This window comes from Pannus brasiliensis CCIBt3594 (assembly GCF_036688125.1).
GTDB lineage: Bacteria > Cyanobacteriota > Cyanobacteriia > Cyanobacteriales > Microcystaceae > Pannus > Pannus brasiliensis.
On record NZ_JBAFSM010000040.1, the window covers coordinates 1 to 19,416 of the forward strand.

The window sequence follows — 19,416 nt, forward strand, 5'->3', positions numbered from 1 at the left end:
CAGGAGTCAGGAGTCAGGAGTCAGGAGTCAGGAGTCAGGAGTCAGGAGGCAGGAGGCAGGAGAATAAGCAATATTGATTATCTCCCTCATCTCCCTCACCTCCCTCATCTCCCTCACCTCCCTCATCTCCCTCACCTTCCCCATCTCCCTCACCTTCCCCATCTCCCCATCCCCCCCATCTCCCGAAAAGGGGTGTAAGCTACAATACCGATCGATCCTTTCGAGATTCGCCCGTGTTCTACGCTATTGACTTCGGAACCAGTAACACCGTCATTACCCGTTGGAACGCCGCCACGGATTCCGCGGAAACCGTCCGATTACCGGGATTATCCGCTCAGATCGCCGATAATCCCCCCCTGATCCCCAGTTTACTCTACGTGAAATCCGCCCGTTCCCCGGAGGTGTTCGCCGGTCAGGAGGTGCGGGATCATGGGCTGGATATCGATCGAGATCCCCGATTTTTCCGTCGCTTCAAACGGGGTATCGGGGCGAAAATTCAGGGCTTTCTACCGGAATTGGACGAGAAGACGGTGAGATTCGAGGACGCGGGGCAATGGTTCCTCGACACGGTGATCGATCGCCTGAAAACGGAAACCACCCCGCCGGAATCGATCGTTCTCACCGTTCCCGTGGATAGCTTTGAAACCTACCGCAACTGGTTAAGCGATGTCTGTCAGGGTTGGCGAGTCGAACAGATCCGCCTGATCGACGAACCGACCGCGGCGGCTCTAGGATACGGCGCGACGGGCGATAATCTGGTGTTAGTGGTCGATTTCGGGGGCGGCACGATCGATCTCTCCCTCGTCCGGCTCAATTTAGCGGACGCGGGCAAAAATCAGGGATTTATCCTCAAATGGGGCGAGAAATTACTCGGGAACAATAGCGCGCAGAAAACGAAACTAGCCCGCGTTCTCGCCAAAGCCGGGACGAATCTCGGCGGTTCGGACATCGACGATTGGATTGTCGAGCATTTCGTTCGTACCGCGGGATTGGCGAAAACGTCCCTCACCACCCGTCTCGCGGAGAGATTGAAAATCCAGCTATCCTCGCGCGTTGCCGCGGAGGAAGTGTATTTTAACGATGAAACCTTCGAGAGTTACGAGTTAGCGTTAAACCGGCAACAGCTAGAGGAAATTTTACGGGAACGGGACTTTTTCCAACAACTCGATAGTTTGATGACGCGGGTTCTCCAACAGGGCAGACGCAACGGCATCGAGATCGACGACATCGACGCGGTGTTATTAGTCGGGGGAACCGTACAGATTCCCGCGGTGAGGGATTGGGTGAAAGGCTATTTCGACGAGAGTAAAATCCGGCAGGATCGACCGTTTGAAGCGATCGCCCTCGGCGCGTTACAATTAGCCCGCGGATACGAGGTCAAGGATTTTCTCTATCACGGTTACGGCATTCGCTACTGGAATAAACGCAAAAACGCCCACGGTTGGCATCCGATTATTAAATCCGGCCAGCCCTACCCGATGACGGAACCGGTAGAGTTAGTGTTAGGCGCTTCGGTGGAAAATCAACCGAGTATCGAGTTAGTGATCGGGGAATTGGGCGCGGAAAGTGGTGGATTAGAGGTGTATTTTGACGGGGATAGATTGATCACCCGATCGATCGCCGACGCGGACGAAAGTGTTCGCCCGTTAAACGATCGCGATGGCGCTCGATCGATCGCGAAACTCGATCCGCCGGGATTTCCAGGGAGCGATCGGATCAAGGTACAGTTCTGGGTCGATGAACAGCGTTTCCTCCGCATCAACGTCGAGGATTTATTGAATAACGAATCCTTACTCAACAATCAAATCGTCACCAAATTAAGCTAAACAATGAAAATCGTGAACTCTCGCAACGTTACGATGGAAGATGTGCATTTTTTGTTTAAATACAAAAGAGAAAGAAAAAGTGACTTTACGAATTTTTTATCTCTAGAGCCTTTATCCGAGTTTGAAGAGAAAGAGATCGAACAAATTCGAGAGGATTTTGAAAGTTATCTGGCGGAAGGATCGGTATCGGAAGGACAGATTAAATTTCTGGAAGTCGCGCCCTTACTACGATTGTCCGGTTTTTACCAACCCCCGATCAAGCTCACCCTAGAAGAAAATATTTTCGAGATCACCCTCAAGGACGAAGACACGACGATCTGGGGTAGGATCGATGTTCTCGCGGTGAATAAAACCGCGACCTCCCATGAAATTACCCCGTTATGGTTGTTAATTGTCGAGGCGAAAAATAGCGAGATCTCTCCCTCCGCGGGACTTGCGCAGTTACTCACTTACGCCTTTAAAAGTTTACAGGGTCAATCGTCGGTGTGGGGATTGTTAACGAACGGGGAATACTATCAATTTATTCACGTTCGATCGGGGGAATTTCCCGTCTATCATATTCTGCCCAGTTTGAATTTTTTGGAGATAGAACCCTCTCGAAAAGTCCTGCAAGTTCTGAAAGCGATTCTTCGCTCTCTATTTTAATCATGTTGAAAGAAAAAACTTCTCTTCCCCTGTTTCGCTATTTCGCGCTCACCGGTCAGATCGGGATCGGGATCGTCTCGATCGCTCTAATCTTCGGCGTTTGGAAAACGCTCGATCGGGTGGCCTCTTTTTTCGCGCCCGCGGTTCCGAAAGTCGAGGTTTCTAGTATCATCGTCGATCGCGTCCGCGCTCTGAGTGAATTAACCACCGCGTCCTTCGTCATGGAAGCGATCGTTCCCACCTCGAAAGCACAGAAAGTCGGTAATTTCGTCCTCGCCGAAACCAAGTTACTCTATATCGCCAACGGGGAAGTGAAAGCGGGAATTAACCTCGAAAAAATTACCCCCGACTCGGTAACGGTGGAGGGCGATCGAATCCGAATTCAACTGCCACCCCCCGAAATTCTCGATAGTAAAATCGATGTCACGAGATCGCGGGTTTACGATTATAACCGCGGTTTTCTCGGCCTCGGCCCGGATGTCGCCCCCGAATTACAAACCCTCGCCCAGAAAGAAACCCTCGCTAAAATTCTCACCACCGCTTGCGAGAGGGGAATCCTCCAAGAAGCCAACGAGAAAGCCAAACTTTCCCTAACCCGGATTTTCCAAACTTCCGGCTATCAACAAGTCGAGGTGATCGTCAGCGAACCCGAAAAATGTTCGCCCTCGTGAATGCTCTTTTTCTAGCGTCGGTGAGAGATCGATCGATAAGGGAACGGTGGCCTATCAAGCGTCTGGAGAGGTTAGGGAAAATCTTCATCCAAACGTTGATAGATGCTGGCAAATCGGGAGAGTTCGCTATTATAACGCGATCAGTAATTTATCTTCCGCGGTGTTTTTTAACACTTTTAACTGGTGCGATCGCATTTTATCGAGCCAGCTATAGTTTTGGTTCCGACACTGATACACGATGTCAATGTCACCACTTTCTGACTTAACTTGTGCCAAGTATTGTTCTAGTTCGCTAATCTTCATACATAATCTCGCTGAGGCTCTAGGATGTTATCCTCATTATTATTTCGGAGGATAAGGATCGCCATAGGCAACTACTTAAATTATATCTCGTAAGAATTCTGACAAAAGGTTCTTTAATAACAAAACACTCGATCGAACCGACGGAATCGATCGAGAAGATAGGTAAAAATACGGGAACGAGAAGGAACCTCGAATCGGTTTCCGATTCTTTTCAGTAATCACACGAATCTTAACGGGAACCGATCGACGATCGGGATAGCAATTATTTCTTCGGCTGACTCGGCGCGACTTTACCCGCTTCGGCGATCGCTTGGTTCAGTTTGGTTAATTCCTCTTTAAACTTCGGTTCTTGAGGATAATCTTTCACTAACTTTTCGAGGATCTGTTTCGCTCCGGGTATATCGTTCGTCTGTAGTCGCGCCCCGTAGAGAAGCAAACTCACCTGTATTTCGTTCGGGAACTGCCCGTGTAGTTTTTCGAGGGGTTCGCGCGCTCCCGCGTAGTCCTTTAACTCTAGTCGAGCTTGGGCTAAACCCTGTAGAGCGGTAGGATTGTTCGGCTCGCGCTGTAGGATTTTCTCGTAAGCCGCCGCGGCCTGTCGTAGTTTTTCGGGATCGATCGCCGGTCGCTGTCCCGGTTGTCCGTTCCCGGCGACATTTTGCGAGTTCGGCCTGAAAAATCCCAGCGTGGGAATCACCATCAGCGCGAAGAGAACCAATCCGGAGGAGAGGACTAAAAATTTTTGGAGCGATCGATTATCTTTTTTCGGCATACTGCTACTGAGGCAAAATTAACGAATACTCGCCGGTCTCCCGTGGAATAACTCCCCCCAGATCCCGTGCGCCCAGATTCCCAAGACAAAACTTCCCAAACACAGAAAAGTAAGCGTGAAGAAAATCTGTAATCTATTGTAACCCGCCTCCTGAAGTTCCAGCCGACCGAGAATCGCCGCCGCGATCAAAACGAGAACCCGCGCGAAATCCCCCCACCACCGGAGCATAAACACTACCGCTAACGACCACCCCAAAATCGCCACGATCGCCCCGACATCGGTTTTAAACCAACCGCTTAACAACAGTGCCAACTGTTCGGTAAAGAAAGTTAGCCCGAGGGCGATCGTGGTAATCAGAACGGCCGCGAGAACATAAATGCCCAGATCTAACTGTTCGAGGATCAGGGTAATTTCTAAGTCATCTCCCCGTTGCAATAGCCACCGACTCCAGATATCGGTTTCCTGGGCGATATACCACCCGAAGATCGCGTAAATACAGGGAAGCAGGATCACTAACAGGACATAACGCCAGAGCATGGAGATGGGAGATGGGAGATGGGGGATGGGGAGCTCGGGGGAAGGTGAGGGAGATGGGGGAGTTTTGTGGGAAAAAGGCGAAGGGGAAAAGGGAAAAGACTACTTTTAAGCCCTTCACCTTTACCCTTTACCCTACACCCTAAACCCTTCCCTTCTGCCTCCCGCCTCCCCCAACAACAAAGCCCGAACCCTGATAGAGGATTGTAACACCCCTTTTCAGACTTCAGGCCGGATAAAGATGTCGATCGAGCGGGATCAGGAGAGGGATTGAATGATGTAGTCAAAATAGGGGGCGGCTTCCGCGGCATCTTCCTTATTTAAGAGACCCAGCGCCGCGTCTTTGAGACAGCGGATCGCCTCGACCATGCCGGTCACGGGAACGTTGAGAGAGTTATACATCTCTTTAACGCCGATCAGTCCGGTTTGTTCGATCGGGCCCTTGTCCCCCGCGAGTACCCCGTAGGTGACTAGACGCAGATACCAGCTATAGTCGCGAAGACATTGGTTATACTGCTTTTGACCGTAAGCGTTGCCCCCCGGCGCTCTATAGTCGGGACGCTTCTTAAACAATTGTTTTTGAGCTTGATCGACGATTTTTTTCTCGTTTTCCGCGAGAGCCTCGGCGATCCGGATTCGGCGCTCGCCGGTTTGTAAGAAGGCTTGGATACCCTTGAGTTCTCCACTGCTGGGATATCGGAGTTCGTCGTCGGCTTTGAGGATGACTTGGCTAACTACGCTCATAATATCTAAAGTATGTTCTGATAACATTCTGTAGTTTATCGCGTGTCGGGGTCGGGAAGTATAGCGCGCCCCGTCCCGTAACACTCGGTAAAATTTCCTATCGTTTTGTAACCGCGATCGGGAAGGGAAATATGACAGGATGAAGGAGATCGGCGGCGGGAAGCGATCGAACCGGGTCGGTTATCGCGCTCTTCACCCCGTCGCTCACTGTCGTATCGATCTCGATCGAGGGAAAGAAATTATGGAAATTTTGGGAACCGTGTTAATTTTCGCCGGTATACTCGGTTTGAGCGGTTTCAAGGTCGATCGCGAGTACGAACGCGGCGTGATCTTCCGGCTAGGGCGCTACAGTTCCACGAAAGGGCCGGGTTTGTACTGGATCGTACCGCTCGTCGATCAGAAATCGAAACTCGATATCCGCACGAAAACCGTCGATATCGCCCCCCAAGAAACCGTAACCGCCGATAGTGTCACCATTAAAGTCAACGCCGTCCTCTACTACCGCATTATCGACCCCGGCAAGGCGATCAATAAGGTCGAATCCTATCAGGTCGCGGTGTACCAAGCGGCCATGACCACCCTCCGCAACGTGGTCGGTCAGAACAATCTCGATGATGTCCTCCAACAGCGCGATAAAATCAATCACTCCGTCCAGCAAATCGTGGACGAGATCACCGAACCCTGGGGTATCGACATCGAGCGCGTCGAGATCAAAGACGTGGAGATTCCCATCGGGATGCAAAGGGCGATGGCCAAGGAAGCCGAAGCGTTACGGGAAAAACGCGCCCGCTTAATCAAGGCCAGCGCGGAACAGGAAGCCTCCCTGAAACTCTCGGAAGCGTCGAAATTGATCGTGGCAAATCCCGCCGCGTTAGAATTGCGCCGGTTACAGATGATCACGGAAATCGGCGCGGAAAACAACACCACCACGATCGTCATGTTACCGTCCGACCTGATCACCCTCGCGAAAGAATGGTCGGAAAAACCGGCGCAAACTAGCGTTAATACCAACCCCAACGGCAATGCTTCGGGAGTCGGTAATTAGAAGGTGAGGGAGTGGGGAAATGGGGAGATGGGAAGATGGAATTACAGTATTATTTCCTCCTGCCTCCTGCCTCCTGCCTCCTGCCTCCTGCCTCCTGACTCCTGCCTCCTGCCTCCTGCCTCCTGCCTCCTGAAAATGTTAAGTTAAATTTCGATCGAACCTCCTTTGATGACCCGCTAGTAATATAATCACTGAGTTATCAATCCATCGATCGAGCATTCAACGCACAAGCCATGACCGCATTCACCACCAACCCACCGAGTACCGCCCCGCTCCCTCCCGAAGATAGCCGCGCCCGTGTCAGTCACTTCATGAAATCTATTCAGGACGAGATCTGTCAGGGATTAGAACAGGTCGATGGCGGCGCGACCTTCCGGGAAGATAGCTGGGAACGCCCCGAGGGAGGGGGCGGCCGCTCTCGCGTGTTGAGAGAGGGCAACGTTTTCGAGCAAGGGGGGGTGAATTTCTCCGAGGTTTGGGGGAAACAGTTACCGCCCACCATTCTCAAACAGCGCCCGGAAGCGGAGGGTCATGAATTCTACGCGACGGGAACCTCGATGGTTCTCCACCCCCGCAATCCCTACATTCCCACCGTTCACCTGAATTATCGTTACTTTGAAGCCGGCCCGGTCTGGTGGTTCGGCGGTGGCGCGGATTTAACGCCCTACTACGCTTTCGAGGAAGACGCGAGCCATTTTCACCGCACCTTAAAACAAGCTTGCGATAACCATCACCCGGAATATTACTCCGTTTTTAAACGCTGGTGCGACGAGTATTTCTATCTCAATCACCGTCAGGAAGCCCGCGGGATCGGCGGTATTTTCTTCGATTATCAGGACGGTCTAGATCCCCTCTACCGCGGCCCGTTCGCGGAGAGCGAGGCGGCGATCTATTCGGAAAAACTGCCCGTGCAGAAAACCCGCGATTGGGAACAGTTATTCGCGTTTATTAATGACTGCGGCCGCGCGTTCCTACCCGCTTACGTTCCCATCGTCGAGAAGCGTCGGAACACCGAGTACGGGGACAGAGAACGGCAATTCCAACTCTATCGCCGGGGTCGTTACGTGGAGTTTAATTTAGTGTACGATCGGGGGACGATTTTCGGTCTCCAAACGAACGGACGCACCGAATCGATCCTGATGTCTTTACCCCCTCTCGTGCGCTGGGAATACTGTTACCAACCGGAACCGAATACCCACGAGGCGAAACTGTACGATATTTTCCTCAAACCCCAAGATTGGGTGAACTGGCAAGCGTAATTTCTCGCGAACCCTAGAATTTTGGGATCTCCTCGATCGAATCGGGGAGATTTTTTCACGCGAAGAGATTGTCCGGAACTTCATCCAGAAATACGACCTTAGAGGGATTGACGGTTAGAACCCGCGGGAAAAGCGAGGCGATCGCTAGGGGAAATAGCGAGAATTCTGCCATTATCTAGTTTATCGGGGTGAATTCAATTCTATCGCCCCGTTCTCGCTACTTTTCCGGCTATCCAAGGATAAAAATGGCTAAAGTCGAGCTAAGATACGATCATCCAACTCGACGCTCGTTGTCATCTTCGATACAGTACGGGCGATCGGGATCTTAGACCTTGCCTTCTGCCCTTCTTTCGGACTAGCAAAATAAACATGAGGCAGTATTCTCTACTGACATTGGCTTCCTATCTCGTCGGCCCGCCGCAGATCATCCTCTGTCATCTCGGTTCGTTACTCGTGCTAACTACGGGTTTATCGTGGGGATCTGTAATTTGGATCGTGTTTTTATACGAGATCCGGATGCTGGCCACCACCGGCATCTATCATCGCCTACTGACCCACAAATCCTATCAGGCTCCCGCTCCGGTGCTTTGGGCCGGCTGTTTCGTGGCGGCGGCGGCCGGGCAGATGGGGCCGAGTTGGTGGAAAGCGCACCATCTGAAGCATCATCATTATGCCGACGAAGATCTCGATCTCCATTCCCCCCGCGCCCCGTTTTCCGGAATCGGTGGATTCCTTTGGTCTCAGGCGGGATGGCTAGTATCCCCGCGGTCTATTCCCCAGAAGTTACCGATCGATGTGGAAAACGATCCGGTGTTAAAGGCGATCGATCGCTTACACTTTATTCCCTTAATCCTACTGGGAGTCCTTTCCTACTACATGGGCGATATCGAATATCTCGGCGCTTTTTTTCTCAGCACGACCCTACTTTTCCACGGGGTACAAACCGTCAACTCCTTGAGCCATCTCGTGGGAGAACAACCGTTCATCACCGGCGATTACAGCCGCAATAATGGGTTCGTGGCGTTCCTCGCCCTAGGGGAAGGTTGGCATAATCTCCATCACGCTTTTCCCCACTCCAGTCGGCAGGGAATCACCATTCGCGATGGCCGGGTGGTTTATCTCCCCGATCCCACGTTTAGGTTTCTAAAAATGCTGGAATTCTTCCGGTTAGCCTCGAAGTTAAGAGTGCCGACGGAAGCGAATTTGTTGGCGCTCGCCAGGAATCTCGATACGGGGGCGGAATTGTCGGAGAAGATCCCGGAAATTCAGGAAATCTCCGGATAACGGGCAAACAACGCCCCGCTTTTCGCGAATTCTAGAATCCCCTCGGTTCGATCGGGGGGATTTTTTCGGAGGCTATTCTAAACTTTCGCTAGAATGAGTAGAGTATCGGGTGGGGTAGGCGGAACTTTTAATCTCGCGAATCCTTAGCCAGCGCGCCGGTCTAAATGGCGGAAACAAATTTTCTGAATGGCGAATCTCTACCACTCCCGAATCCCTCGCTTTCCGATCCCGAAGCGGATTTAGAAGAACCGATCGCTATCAGCGATCGCCTTTCAAAGAACGAGTAAGGATGCGAGGCTCACACTCCTACTATTTAAGAGAGATCTAGCTGACGGATGACCGCTTTTTCCCGAAAATTAATAAATGTTGTTGCGGGAGAGATTCGATCGATTCCTGTAGATTTAACCCCACGGCGGCCATCTCTTTTTCGACCTGTTTCCGGGTCATTTTATGGAGTGCTTTAATCGGTACGAGAGGATTTTCCCGACGATACTCGACTAGGGCGACTCTACCATCGGGTTTTAACGCTTTGACGAGGTTTTCCATCATCTCGCGCGGGTAGGCGAATTCGTGATAGGCATCGACCATTAGAGCGAGATCGATCGATCCGTCCGGTAGATCCGGATCGGTTTCCGTCCCGAGAATGGTTTTCACGTTGGGGATTTTATTCTCGGTTTTTAAGAACTCGATCGCTTCCAACATTTCCGGCTGGATATCCACCGCGAACACCCGGGAAACTAAAGAAGCCATCCGAAAGCTAAAATAACCCGTTCCCGCGCCGATATCGGCCACCGTATCGCCCGATTTTAGCCCTAACGCGGTGATAACATCATTCGGTTTTTCCGTCACCTCGCGACTCGAACGTTCTAACCACAACATCTCTTGGTGTCCCATCACTTTGGCGATCTCCCGTCCCCGATAGAATTTGCCGATCCCGTCGCGGCTATGGATCGATCGAGTCTCGTAAGATTCCCCCCGCGCCACGGCGGGAGAATCGTAGGTAAAATTCAACGCGCCAAAGAAGCAGAGGACAAGAATCAGGAGAGCGGCTATCAATAATAATCGTTTCAACATTTATATTATAGAATTTTTTTTAGTTGTGAATTTTTTTTAAAAGAATAATATATACTCTTTTGAGAACCATAAGTAAGGCTAACACAAAAACGAACAAGAGATAATAGGATAATCCAGAAAATAAAACTAAATAAATAGAATATTTAAATTTTAAAACAAAACACAATAAAAGCAATATAATTAAAATAATAGAAACCAAAATACAGAAAGATATGTTAACATAAAGCTCCTTCAAGCATTTTTTGATAGAATCGTCATTATTTGGTTTTTCATAAATATCAAATACTAGTAATAGCGAGTTAAGTAAAAAACCCGCAAAAATAGACAGAGAAGTCACTAATACATTTGATATTTGTTCGGTCAACAATATATCAAACATGATTAGAAAATATAAAGGTATTAGAGGAATAATGAAAAACAAGATGAAATCAGGTAAAAAAATTTCATTGTTTTGATTTCGAGCATTGTTTAGTGTTTTAAAATGCTCTTTAATTATCTGAAGCAAGTTGATTTTGTTGAACATAATTTTGTGTTTGTAGAATGGTTTGATTTACCATAGCATTCAAAAAATTAAATTGATTGATAGATCAACTCTAGAATCCTTGCTTCGTATCTAATGAAAACATTATATAAAGATTCAAAAGATGGATGTCCACCCTGTTCGATAATGACTTCATCGGTAATATCGATCGAACTATTAATTCTAAATAAATTGTTTAAGTCAATAGTTTTTTGCCTTCCTCCTATTTCGACCTCGATTTTTAAATCATCGTATTCCTCTTCCTCAAGAGCGAATAACTCTCTAACTTCGGGAGGTCTTCCCATATAAGGAATTTCATGTATTAAACAACGGAGTTTCTCGCTTATTGGCAAATTTTTTCCCTTTAATATAATTTCTTTTTCCAGATATATTTCTTGATGTCCATTATCAAGAGTATTGTCAAATATATCCGTACTAACATTATACCGAATAAAACGCATAGTCTTGACTATTCCTCGCTCAAAAATCTGTTCAATAACATTTCGCATTATAAACTGCTTACAATGGAGAGTAAGCTTTTGTTCGGCAACATACTTTTTGAAAAAACCAATTAAATTGTCTTTAACGCCATAATTTCCTACTTTTTCTATCAAAAATATTACTTCGTTCGCACCTTTTCTGAAAGATAGCATAAAAAAGAAAGGCATTATTTCCGCATCTTCTGGTCGTCTACGATAAACTGATCGTTGTGTCGTGATATCAATCATTTCGCTAGTTGTCCCATAAGATCCACTTTGAACTAGACCATATATTCTCCTATTCTTTTCATCTACCTGTAGTTGAGTCACTTGCATACTACTTTGCCGCTCTTCATCTAGATAACCATTGTTCGACAAAGAACTTAAAAAATCTTGACAAATCTTAAAAAAGTCTTGTCCTTTTGGAAGCTTGTCCAATACCAAATAATTACGCTCACCATGATTCATTTTTTCTCCCCGAACAGTCAATTGGAGAGTGTGGCTACATAGCAAATACCGCACGGCAACCCTCGAAAGATATAAATTAACCTCCCTTTACTCTAACATCCTACCTTACGGTTGAGGTATAATAGAGTATTATAGTTTATTTGTACTGATCAGGTAAGATTCTATAATATTACTTAAAGTAACCTCCAAGAGCTTGCCTCTTAGCCTTAATGTCTATTCATCGCGTTCGTATTGCTCGTGATAAAGCCGATTTCGTTCGATCGCTCGTCAATTTTAACGAGGGAGAGGGGCCGTTTCAAACCTACGCGGATGTGATGGCTTTCGCGGCCGCTTTCGGGGCGAAATATAACGAACGCGTTCCCATCGAGTTCGTCGCGAAGGAACCCACCCCGATCAATGTCGAGATCTTTATCTCCCGCGGTTACGATACTCTAATTAAACTTCTCGCGGTGAACGCGACCGACGATCCGAAAATTCTTTCCCCGTTTTCCGCGGACGCGGAAGCCAGACGGGTGGAGATTTTCGAGGAATACGCGAACGGGGGACTGGAAAAGCTCGATCGAGAACTCCGGGGCGCGGTAGACTACACGGAACGGCTTCTACTGGTATTGAGTCAGGAACGTTTTCAGGAAATTAAACCCACGGGCGAGTTCGATTTAGGAAGATTTTTGTAGGGTTGGGGTTTCAGCACCCGGTATCGGCGATAAAAAAAACAAATTCCCCGCGATCGGCAGGGAATCGTTCGTTATTACGGGAAAAAACTAATCTAAAAAGCCCATCAAAGCTTCGGGATCGTCGATCTCGTTGGAGGCTACGGGACGGTTGCCCATCACCGCGTAGGTTTCGCTAATTTTTAAATGGCTGAGGGCGATCGGGCGATTGCCGGAGATAGCCAGAGTCCCACTGACTTCCATGCCGCTAGAAGTAACGGGACGCGAACCACCGACGGAAGAATAGGTACTAACGACGTGGAGATGGCTGGCCTCGATCGGGCGGCCGCCGGGTAACATCTCATCTTCCTTTAAGTGTAGATGGCTCGTGCCGACCGGGCGATTTTCCGGTAAGCGATCTTCCGGTTGGTACAGCTTGATCCCTTTCGATTCCTTTTCTTCTTTGCCTTTCACCGACAGGGCGAGGGATTCTTTCTCTTTTTTCGCCGCGTTCGCTTTCGGGGCGCGGGTTCCAGCTTTGTCCGCTTCGGTAGCTGGCGTTCCGTTCGCTTCTAAATTTTCCACCGTCATGATCTCAATCTCCTTTATCCGTTAGTACCTGGGGGAAAACGATACAATTTAAGTTCGGGGTGATCTCGAAGGATTTTAATAATGATTTAAAGTCCTCTCTATTATAAAGATACATCCTTCCCTATCAAAACCCTATAAGCGTTTGTAATCTCATCGATAATTTATTTTTCCCGCCCTGACAAGTCTTATCACACGATGAATCCGTTTCACCTGCAAGCACCGTTTCAACCCACCGGGGATCAACCCCGCGCCATCGATCGACTGGTTCGCTCCCTCGGGCGAGACCATCGCTTTCAAACCCTTCTCGGGGCGACGGGGACGGGAAAAACTTTTACGATCGCGGCGGTGATCGAGAAAATCGGCAAACCCACCCTCGTCCTCGCCCATAATAAAACGCTCGCGGCGCAATTGTGTAATGAACTGCGACAGTTTTTCCCGAATAACGCTGTCGAATACTTTATCAGTTATTACGACTATTATCAACCGGAAGCGTATATTCCCGTTAGCGATACCTATATCGAGAAAACCGCGTCGATCAACGACGAGATCGATATGTTACGCCACTCGGCCACTCGATCGCTATTCGAGAGAAAGGACGTGATCGTTGTCGCCTCGATTAGCTGTATCTACGGGTTGGGGATACCGTCGGAGTATCTGAAAGCGGCGATCTCGATCGGGGTGGGTAAGGAGTACGATCAACGGAAATTACTCCGGGATCTCGTTTCCGTCCAATACACCCGCAACGATATCGAACTCAGTCGGGGTCGCTTCCGCCTCAAGGGAGATATTCTAGAGATCGTTCCCGCCTACGAGGATCGGGTGATCAAAATCGACTTTTTCGGCGACGAGATCGACAGTATCCGTCTTCTCGATCCCCTCACCGGCGAGATTATCCAGAGTTTGAACAAAATCAACATCTATCCCGCGCGTCACTTCGTCACCCCGGAGGAACGTTTACAACAGGCTTGTCTGGATATTAAAGATGAACTGGAACAACGGGTACTAGAGTTAGAAAAAGCGGGAAAACTCCTCGAAGCGCAGAGAATTTCCCAGCGTACCCGTTACGATCTGGAAATGTTACAGGAGGTGGGTTACTGTAACGGGGTGGAAAATTATTCCCGTCATCTCGCGGGGAGAAACGCGGGGCAACCTCCCGAATGTCTGATCGATTATTTTCCCGACGATTGGCTATTGGTGGTCGATGAATCTCACGTTACGGTTCCCCAGATCCGGGGGATGTATAATGGCGATCGATCCCGAAAAATGGTGCTGATCGATCACGGTTTCCGTCTCCCCAGCGCGGCCGATAACCGTCCTCTAAAATCGGAAGAATTCTGGGAGATGGTGAAACGGTGTATTTTCGTTTCCGCGACCCCGGGGGATTGGGAGATCGAACAGTCCGAGGATCGGGTGATCGAGCAGATTATCCGACCGACGGGAGTGTTAGATCCCGAAATTTTCGTCCGTCCTACCGAGGGACAGGTGGACGATCTACTCGGGGAAATCAAGGATCGGGTTCGCTTGAAGGAGCGGGTTTTAATTACCACGCTGACGAAAAAAATGGCGGAGGATCTGACGGAGTATTTTCAAGAAAGGGGGATTAAAGTTCGGTATCTGCACTCGGAAATTCAATCGATCGAGCGGATCGAGATCATCCAAGATCTACGGGAAGGGAAGTTCGACGTATTGATCGGGGTGAATTTACTCCGGGAGGGTTTGGATCTGCCGGAAGTGTCTCTCGTGGTGATTTTAGACGCGGATAAAGAGGGGTTTTTACGCGCCGAACGCTCGCTGATTCAAACGATCGGACGCGCGGCGCGACACGTTCGCGGGCAGGCGATCCTCTACGCGGATAACCTGACCGATAGTATGATTAAAGCCATTGAAGAGACGGAAAGACGGCGGAAAATCCAGCGGGAATATAACGAAAAACACGGGATCACCCCGAGACCGATCGCTTCTCGATCGGGCAATTCCATTCTCGCGTTCCTCGACATTTCCCGTCGCTTGAATTCCCAGCAGTTAGAAGCGGTAACGGAGAATGTTTCCGAGATCCCGTTAGAACAAGTACCGGTCTTGATCCAACAACTCGAAGAACAGATGAAGGAAGCGGCTAAAAATCTCCAATTCGAGGAAGCCGCCAAATATCGCGATCGGATTAAACACCTACGGGATAAGTTATTGGGGATTTAAAGAATTTCTCTCGATCGAGAATTAGCCGGGGAGATGGAAACGCGCCGTTCGCGGTTTGCCAAGAGGAAATTCCAACGGTAGAACATCGCCTCCCCGTCCCCTAAACGCGGAACTGCTCGACCTCTTCGGTGTAGCGCATCGGCAGAACGTATTCCAGATTCTCGTGAGGGCGGGCGATAATGTGAGTGGAGAGGACTTGTCCGCCGTTCACTCGCTTAACCGTTTCCACTCCCGCCGCGACGGAAGCTTGTACCTCGGAAACATTACCCCGGATGATTACCGTCACGCGACCGCTACCGATTTTTTCATAACCGACGAGGACGACACGGGCGGCTTTCACCATCGCGTCCGCCGCTTCGACGACAGCGGGAAAGCCCAGGGTTTCGATCATTCCAATGGCGATTGACATAGTAAAATTCCCTCAGAATGAATAACTGTCGTGATAGTTAGGCGGCGAGAGTGAGCGTCGCGTCCGGACGGAAACGAACTACACGCGAGGCCGTGTGGCGATAGTGATCGCCGATAAAAACCGATAGAGTAATGTTAGTCTGGCCGGAATCGAGAATATCCCGTACCGTACAGACTTGCATTTTGGTATTGAAGTAGATAAGGACGCGATCGCCAACTCGAATATCTAAAGCTTGAACTTTCAAGGGCAACTCGATCCCGAGCGGGAGTACATCTGGATAGTTATCTGTAAAACTTCTGCCGAGATCTACAAGAGATTCAATCACCGCATTCGTTCCGATGTCATCAACAGTAGCATACTATTCTCCGAAAAACGCTCGAAGCGGGTAGCTACCTCGATCATCAATAACGGAACTTCCGCTTACGCTGTTTGTGTACCGCGAGGGCTTTGCGTTTGCGCTTCTCGATCGGTGTTTCAAAATGGCGGTGTTTTTTCAAGTCTACAAAAATACCCGCTTTAGAAACCTCGCGCTTGAACCGACGTAAAACCGAATCGATTCTCTCGCTTTCGCCGGGAATCACCTGAGTCATTTCAACCCCTCCTAACTCGATGGATAAAAAACAAAGCCTCGCGAGGCGAATCTCTCGTTTATCTCGCGGGACTTTCCGAAATTATGTCGAGAAAAAAAAACTCTCTCTCGGTTTAATAACGACGGGAAAAACCCGAAGGGCCTCTCTCCTCGCGGGGTCTGGCTTTATTTACCTTCAGCTGACGACCCATCCATTCCGCGCCGTCTAACGCTTCGATAGCGGCGTTTTCTTCGGTTTCCGTTCCCATCTCGACGAACGCGAACCCGCGGGGACGGCCCGTTTCCCGATCGGTCGGAACTTGAACTCGCTTAACCGCTCCGTATTCTTTGAATACTTCCGTTAAATCTTCTTGCGTAACCTCATAGGAAAGATTACCTACGTAAATCGACATGGATGATCTCCAAAATTTTTAAGGATGTGGAGAGGTAAATTTCGGAGTGAAGTCTGTCAATGGAAAAACGCGAAAACCCGTTAATACTAAAAACAAGTGCTACTACCGATCTTTAATTCTCTGCCGTTATTCTAGCACCCTTTCGGCCCGATCGGGCCGGCGATCGAGTTCGGAATTGCATCTATAAATGGGCTAATGGGCGGATTTCGAGGTGTTTTCTCGGTAAAGTAACCATAATCTCGCATTTTTTTTCGATCGGGTGGTGGGGTGGGGGAGGATGACCGCCGGATGAATAATCGGTGAGGTTTTGCCGGATTCGGGATACGATGCCCGTTTTCGTCGATCGCGAACCGAGATCCCCGGAACCGTCGGCGAGAACGCCAAAAACTTGTGACATTCGAGCGAGCGTTTTCGGCCCGCGTTTGGGGAACAATAAAAACGATCTCTAGTGTTTTTATCCCCCATGACGCAACTTCTCCCCCAATGTAGCGATCTCGCCGGTAACGTCAACCATCTCCTCGAACTCTTGCAGGGTGAGCCTTCCCTACGAAGTCAACAGGACACGGCGGCGATCGAGACCTCCCTGAAAAAGGCCATCTCTCCCAAGTTTGAAATTGTCTTCGCGGGGGCTTTCAGCGCGGGAAAATCGATGCTGATTAATGCCCTTCTCGAACGGGAACTCCTCTATAGTGCCGAGGGACACGCGACGGGGACGGAATGTTATATCGAGTACGCGGCACCGGACGCGGAAAGGGTGGTTCTCACCTTCCTCAGCGAGACGGAAATCCGGACGCTCGTGGAAACGATCTGCCAGCGATTGGATCTGTCGAAATCGATCGATATCGCCACTCCCGAACACGCGAACACTTTACACCAATACTGTCAGAAAATTATCGAAACCGAGGGGGGTGAGAGTAAATCCGATCGGGCTAAACAGGCGCGGGGATTGCAATTACTCATCGAGGGGTTCCAACAGAATCGCGATCGGATTCACCCGACGACTAACGCGACGTACTCGATGGAACAATTTAACTTCGCTAATCTAGCCGACGCGGCCGGGTTCGCGCGTCGCGGTAGTAATAGCGCCGTCCTCAAACGCATCGAGTACCAATGTCATCACCCCTTACTGAAAGATGGAAATGTTTTAGTAGATACTCCGGGAATCGACGCGCCGGTGAAAAAAGATGCCGAGTTAGCCTATCGGAAAATCGAGCATCCCGATACTTCCGCGGTCGTCTCGGTATTGAAAGCCGCTTCCGCGGGGGAACTGGCGATCGAAGAGACGGAATTACTGGAGAAAACGCGCTCGAACCCCGGTATTCGCGATCGGGTTTTTTACGTTTTCAACCGCATCGATGAAACTTGGTATAATCCCCAACTGGATCAACGGTTAAAACATCTGCTTCAAACGGATTTCCGAGGGATCGATCGAATCTATCCCACCAGCGGGTTATTAGGATTCTACGGCTCGCGGGTGAAAAAAGATACCGGCGGACTCGATCGCTTCGGTCTTGATTCGATTTTCGCCCAAAGTGTGAAAAGTCTGGGAGGGGAAGAAGAAACCCCGCAATTCGTGATCGAATTCAATAACTACTGCGCCAGTTCTAAAAAATTACTGCGAACTCCTTTTAAGGTTTCGATTCACGGCTATGAAACTCCCAACGAGAATTACGTCCGCGTTCTCAGCGAGTGGGGAACCCCGTTACTCGATCAACTGATTGCCGATAGCGGGATCGAGCAATTCCGGAACGCGATCTCCCGCTATCTCACCGAGGAAAAACGCCCGCAATTATTCGCGACGTTAGCCGATGATTTACAGCCTCTCTGTATTACCCTGAAAAATCACTTTCAAGGTCTTTATCGGGATTTAGAAAGTCAACCGCGGGAGATCGAGGCGATGATCGCGTGGGAGTTAACCCAACTCAATCAAGAGTTACAGGATGTGGGGGAAGCGTTTCAACATCATATCGCGGAGGAAGTCAATCAAACGCTCGTCAATCAAGATCCGATGTTCGACGCGGATTTTCAAAAAATGAAGGCGAGAATGGTCTCTCGTTTAGACGAGTTATTGAATACTTTTTCCGTCGTGAATGCCTACAGCCGCGCGACGAAAAGCCATCCCCGTAACGCGACCGCGCCGTTACTCGCGGTGTTGGTGGAGGCGTTATATTACCTTTCTAACGAGTTAGAGGATGTGTTAGTCGCGGAGTTGAGAGAGTTAGTAACTCGTTTCTGTCAACGTCTACTCGATCGAGTCCGTCAAGCGGAGTATTATCGCCAACTGTATCGCTTATTAGGCAACGATGGCGGTATCGAAAGTCTGATCGAACAGTTGGAGGAAAAGTTAACCGAATCGCTGATCGCGGAAGCGCGGACGGAATGCGATCGATATGTTCGGGAGAGTCCCCGTTTTTACGATGAAGGTACTTTCTCGATCTACCAATTCCGGCAAACTCTCCAGCAAACTTCTCAGGGTTACGACTGCGAGAGCATTATCCAAGCGGAACCCGCGATCCGTCAGTTACTCAAGCTAGATTTCGAGCCGAAAGTATCGACAACCATCCGTAAACATTTTCGCCAAACGATTAACAATAGCATTAAAACGCGATTGTTACCGATGGCGGAAAAACAAGCGGAAGCGATTCTCCAACAGTACGATAAAGCGCGCGCCTATCTAGAGCGAACTTTAGAACAGGAAGCGGCGGAAAAAATCGCGAGCAACGCTTACAAACAAGGCGATCTCCGCAAGAAAATCGCTCGCTACAATCAGGCGATCGAGGGGATTAATTCCTGTCTCACCGCGATGAATTTACAGAAACATCACTTGCCCTCGATCGGCGATGGCGAGTTAGTGATCTCGATCGATGAGTCTAGTAATACTCCCCGACTGGAAGATACTCTAGGGGATTCGATCGACTAATTTTTTCGGGTGGGCAGAAGCCCACCTATTCACCCGCTTTTCTAACTC

General features: G+C 49.4%; 22 protein-coding genes. 10 read left to right on the forward strand and 12 right to left on the reverse strand.

Annotated elements, in window-relative coordinates; genetic code table 11:
* The 4 genes from V0288_RS18070 to V0288_RS18085 form a co-directional block, all read left to right on the forward strand.
* Positions 1-198 (forward strand): hypothetical protein (locus V0288_RS18070; protein WP_332866546.1); only part of this gene is annotated, 198 nt, incomplete at its 5' end.
* 35 nt (positions 199-233) lie between these two features.
* Complete coding sequence (locus V0288_RS18075; RefSeq protein WP_332866547.1) at positions 234-1,826, forward strand: Hsp70 family protein; 1,593 nt, start codon at positions 234-236, stop codon at positions 1,824-1,826.
* A gap of 3 nt (positions 1,827-1,829) precedes the next feature.
* A complete protein-coding gene (locus V0288_RS18080) occupies positions 1,830-2,471 on the forward strand; it encodes a restriction endonuclease subunit R (RefSeq protein WP_332866548.1) in 642 nt (213 codons plus the stop codon).
* 2 nt (positions 2,472-2,473) lie between these two features.
* Positions 2,474-3,142 carry a DUF4230 domain-containing protein gene (locus tag V0288_RS18085; protein WP_332866549.1) on the forward strand — a complete coding sequence of 223 codons (669 nt, stop codon included), beginning with the start codon at positions 2,474-2,476 and terminating at the stop codon, positions 3,140-3,142.
* A 129-nt stretch (positions 3,143-3,271) separates the two neighbouring features.
* On the opposite strand, the gene V0288_RS18090 is transcribed toward V0288_RS18085, so the two are convergent.
* The 4 genes from V0288_RS18090 to V0288_RS18105 form a co-directional block, all read right to left on the reverse strand.
* Positions 3,272-3,445, reverse strand: coding sequence for a hypothetical protein (locus tag V0288_RS18090; protein WP_332866550.1), 174 nt, complete (start codon positions 3,443-3,445; stop codon positions 3,272-3,274).
* Between the two features lie 262 nt (positions 3,446-3,707).
* The gene (locus V0288_RS18095) at positions 3,708-4,217 is read right to left on the reverse strand and encodes a tetratricopeptide repeat protein (protein ID WP_332866551.1); all 510 of its coding nucleotides are present in this window, start codon (positions 4,215-4,217) and stop codon (positions 3,708-3,710) included.
* A gap of 18 nt (positions 4,218-4,235) precedes the next feature.
* Positions 4,236-4,754: a hypothetical protein gene (locus tag V0288_RS18100; protein ID WP_332866552.1), complete on the reverse strand. Its 519-nt coding sequence runs from the start codon at positions 4,752-4,754 to the stop codon at positions 4,236-4,238.
* Between the two features lie 255 nt (positions 4,755-5,009).
* Positions 5,010-5,495, reverse strand: a complete 486-nt coding sequence (locus V0288_RS18105) for an allophycocyanin subunit alpha-B (RefSeq protein ID WP_332866553.1) — start codon at positions 5,493-5,495, stop codon at positions 5,010-5,012.
* A 241-nt stretch (positions 5,496-5,736) separates the two neighbouring features.
* Between V0288_RS18105 and V0288_RS18110 the strand changes: the two genes are divergently transcribed.
* The 3 genes from V0288_RS18110 (at position 5,737) to V0288_RS18120 (ending at position 9,083) form a co-directional block, all read left to right on the forward strand.
* Positions 5,737-6,540, forward strand: coding sequence for a slipin family protein (locus tag V0288_RS18110; RefSeq protein WP_422662014.1), 804 nt, complete (start codon positions 5,737-5,739; stop codon positions 6,538-6,540).
* A 233-nt stretch (positions 6,541-6,773) separates the two neighbouring features.
* Positions 6,774-7,799 (forward strand): oxygen-dependent coproporphyrinogen oxidase, encoded by a 1,026-nt coding sequence (hemF, locus tag V0288_RS18115; protein WP_332866555.1) that lies wholly within the window; start codon positions 6,774-6,776, stop codon positions 7,797-7,799.
* A 369-nt stretch (positions 7,800-8,168) separates the two neighbouring features.
* Positions 8,169-9,083: an acyl-CoA desaturase gene (locus V0288_RS18120; protein ID WP_332866556.1), complete on the forward strand. Its 915-nt coding sequence runs from the start codon at positions 8,169-8,171 to the stop codon at positions 9,081-9,083.
* A gap of 324 nt (positions 9,084-9,407) precedes the next feature.
* Here the strand turns inward: V0288_RS18120 and V0288_RS18125 are convergent, their stop codons facing one another.
* Entirely contained in the window at positions 9,408-10,157 is a 750-nt protein-coding gene (locus tag V0288_RS18125; RefSeq protein WP_332866557.1) for a class I SAM-dependent methyltransferase, read from the reverse strand.
* A gap of 570 nt (positions 10,158-10,727) precedes the next feature.
* The gene (locus V0288_RS18130; RefSeq protein ID WP_332866558.1) at positions 10,728-11,624 is read right to left on the reverse strand and encodes a hypothetical protein; all 897 of its coding nucleotides are present in this window, start codon (positions 11,622-11,624) and stop codon (positions 10,728-10,730) included.
* 209 nt (positions 11,625-11,833) lie between these two features.
* On the opposite strand from V0288_RS18130, the gene V0288_RS18135 reads away from it, so the two are divergent.
* Positions 11,834-12,298: a DNA phosphorothioation-associated protein 4 gene (locus tag V0288_RS18135; protein ID WP_332866559.1), complete on the forward strand. Its 465-nt coding sequence runs from the start codon at positions 11,834-11,836 to the stop codon at positions 12,296-12,298.
* Positions 12,299-12,385: 87 nt separating this feature from the next.
* Here V0288_RS18135 and V0288_RS18140 read toward each other — a convergent pair whose 3' ends face one another.
* Positions 12,386-12,865 (reverse strand): hypothetical protein, encoded by a 480-nt coding sequence (locus V0288_RS18140; protein WP_332866560.1) that lies wholly within the window; start codon positions 12,863-12,865, stop codon positions 12,386-12,388.
* A 195-nt stretch (positions 12,866-13,060) separates the two neighbouring features.
* Between V0288_RS18140 and uvrB the strand changes: the two genes are divergently transcribed.
* The gene (gene uvrB / locus V0288_RS18145; protein WP_332866561.1) at positions 13,061-15,058 is read left to right on the forward strand and encodes an excinuclease ABC subunit UvrB; all 1,998 of its coding nucleotides are present in this window, start codon (positions 13,061-13,063) and stop codon (positions 15,056-15,058) included.
* Positions 15,059-15,158: 100 nt separating this feature from the next.
* On the opposite strand, the gene V0288_RS18150 is transcribed toward uvrB, so the two are convergent.
* The 5 genes from V0288_RS18150 to V0288_RS18170 all read right to left on the reverse strand — a co-directional run bounded on the left by V0288_RS18150 (position 15,159) and on the right by V0288_RS18170 (position 16,845).
* The gene (locus V0288_RS18150) at positions 15,159-15,467 is read right to left on the reverse strand and encodes a carbon dioxide-concentrating mechanism protein CcmK (RefSeq protein ID WP_332866562.1); all 309 of its coding nucleotides are present in this window, start codon (positions 15,465-15,467) and stop codon (positions 15,159-15,161) included.
* 37 nt (positions 15,468-15,504) lie between these two features.
* Positions 15,505-15,792, reverse strand: coding sequence for a hypothetical protein (locus V0288_RS18155; protein ID WP_332866563.1), 288 nt, complete (start codon positions 15,790-15,792; stop codon positions 15,505-15,507).
* A gap of 76 nt (positions 15,793-15,868) precedes the next feature.
* Complete coding sequence (gene rpsU / locus V0288_RS18160) at positions 15,869-16,057, reverse strand: 30S ribosomal protein S21 (protein ID WP_332866564.1); 189 nt, start codon at positions 16,055-16,057, stop codon at positions 15,869-15,871.
* A 112-nt stretch (positions 16,058-16,169) separates the two neighbouring features.
* A complete protein-coding gene (locus V0288_RS18165) occupies positions 16,170-16,448 on the reverse strand; it encodes an RNA recognition motif domain-containing protein (protein WP_332866565.1) in 279 nt (92 codons plus the stop codon).
* A 181-nt stretch (positions 16,449-16,629) separates the two neighbouring features.
* Positions 16,630-16,845: a hypothetical protein gene (locus V0288_RS18170; protein ID WP_332866566.1), complete on the reverse strand. Its 216-nt coding sequence runs from the start codon at positions 16,843-16,845 to the stop codon at positions 16,630-16,632.
* Positions 16,846-16,911: 66 nt separating this feature from the next.
* On the opposite strand from V0288_RS18170, the gene V0288_RS18175 reads away from it, so the two are divergent.
* Entirely contained in the window at positions 16,912-19,368 is a 2,457-nt protein-coding gene (locus V0288_RS18175; protein WP_332866567.1) for a dynamin-like GTPase family protein, read from the forward strand.
* Positions 19,369-19,416 lie beyond the last annotated feature (48 nt).

Bases quoted from the DNA above. Each gene is read 5' to 3' on its own strand.
- V0288_RS18175 (WP_332866567.1), top strand. From the start codon at position 16,912: ATGACGCAACTTCTCCCCCAATGTAGCGATCTCGCCGGTAACGTCAAC.
- uvrB (WP_332866561.1), top strand. From the start codon at position 13,061: ATGAATCCGTTTCACCTGCAAGCACCGTTTCAACCCACCGGGGATCAA.
- V0288_RS18150 (WP_332866562.1), bottom strand. From the start codon at position 15,467: ATGTCAATCGCCATTGGAATGATCGAAACCCTGGGCTTTCCCGCTGTC.
- V0288_RS18130 (WP_332866558.1), bottom strand. From the start codon at position 11,624: ATGAATCATGGTGAGCGTAATTATTTGGTATTGGACAAGCTTCCAAAA.
- V0288_RS18080 (WP_332866548.1), top strand. From the start codon at position 1,830: ATGAAAATCGTGAACTCTCGCAACGTTACGATGGAAGATGTGCATTTT.
- V0288_RS18110 (WP_422662014.1), top strand. From the start codon at position 5,737: ATGGAAATTTTGGGAACCGTGTTAATTTTCGCCGGTATACTCGGTTTG.
- hemF (WP_332866555.1), top strand. From the start codon at position 6,774: ATGACCGCATTCACCACCAACCCACCGAGTACCGCCCCGCTCCCTCCC.
- V0288_RS18105 (WP_332866553.1), bottom strand. From the start codon at position 5,495: ATGAGCGTAGTTAGCCAAGTCATCCTCAAAGCCGACGACGAACTCCGA.
- V0288_RS18170 (WP_332866566.1), bottom strand. From the start codon at position 16,845: ATGTCACAAGTTTTTGGCGTTCTCGCCGACGGTTCCGGGGATCTCGGT.
- V0288_RS18100 (WP_332866552.1), bottom strand. From the start codon at position 4,754: ATGCTCTGGCGTTATGTCCTGTTAGTGATCCTGCTTCCCTGTATTTAC.
- V0288_RS18085 (WP_332866549.1), top strand. From the start codon at position 2,474: ATGTTGAAAGAAAAAACTTCTCTTCCCCTGTTTCGCTATTTCGCGCTC.
- V0288_RS18120 (WP_332866556.1), top strand. From the start codon at position 8,169: ATGAGGCAGTATTCTCTACTGACATTGGCTTCCTATCTCGTCGGCCCG.
- V0288_RS18135 (WP_332866559.1), top strand. From the start codon at position 11,834: ATGTCTATTCATCGCGTTCGTATTGCTCGTGATAAAGCCGATTTCGTT.
- rpsU (WP_332866564.1), bottom strand. From the start codon at position 16,057: ATGACTCAGGTGATTCCCGGCGAAAGCGAGAGAATCGATTCGGTTTTA.
- V0288_RS18165 (WP_332866565.1), bottom strand. From the start codon at position 16,448: ATGTCGATTTACGTAGGTAATCTTTCCTATGAGGTTACGCAAGAAGAT.
- V0288_RS18140 (WP_332866560.1), bottom strand. From the start codon at position 12,865: ATGACGGTGGAAAATTTAGAAGCGAACGGAACGCCAGCTACCGAAGCG.
- V0288_RS18090 (WP_332866550.1), bottom strand. From the start codon at position 3,445: ATGAAGATTAGCGAACTAGAACAATACTTGGCACAAGTTAAGTCAGAA.
- V0288_RS18095 (WP_332866551.1), bottom strand. From the start codon at position 4,217: ATGCCGAAAAAAGATAATCGATCGCTCCAAAAATTTTTAGTCCTCTCC.
- V0288_RS18125 (WP_332866557.1), bottom strand. From the start codon at position 10,157: ATGTTGAAACGATTATTATTGATAGCCGCTCTCCTGATTCTTGTCCTC.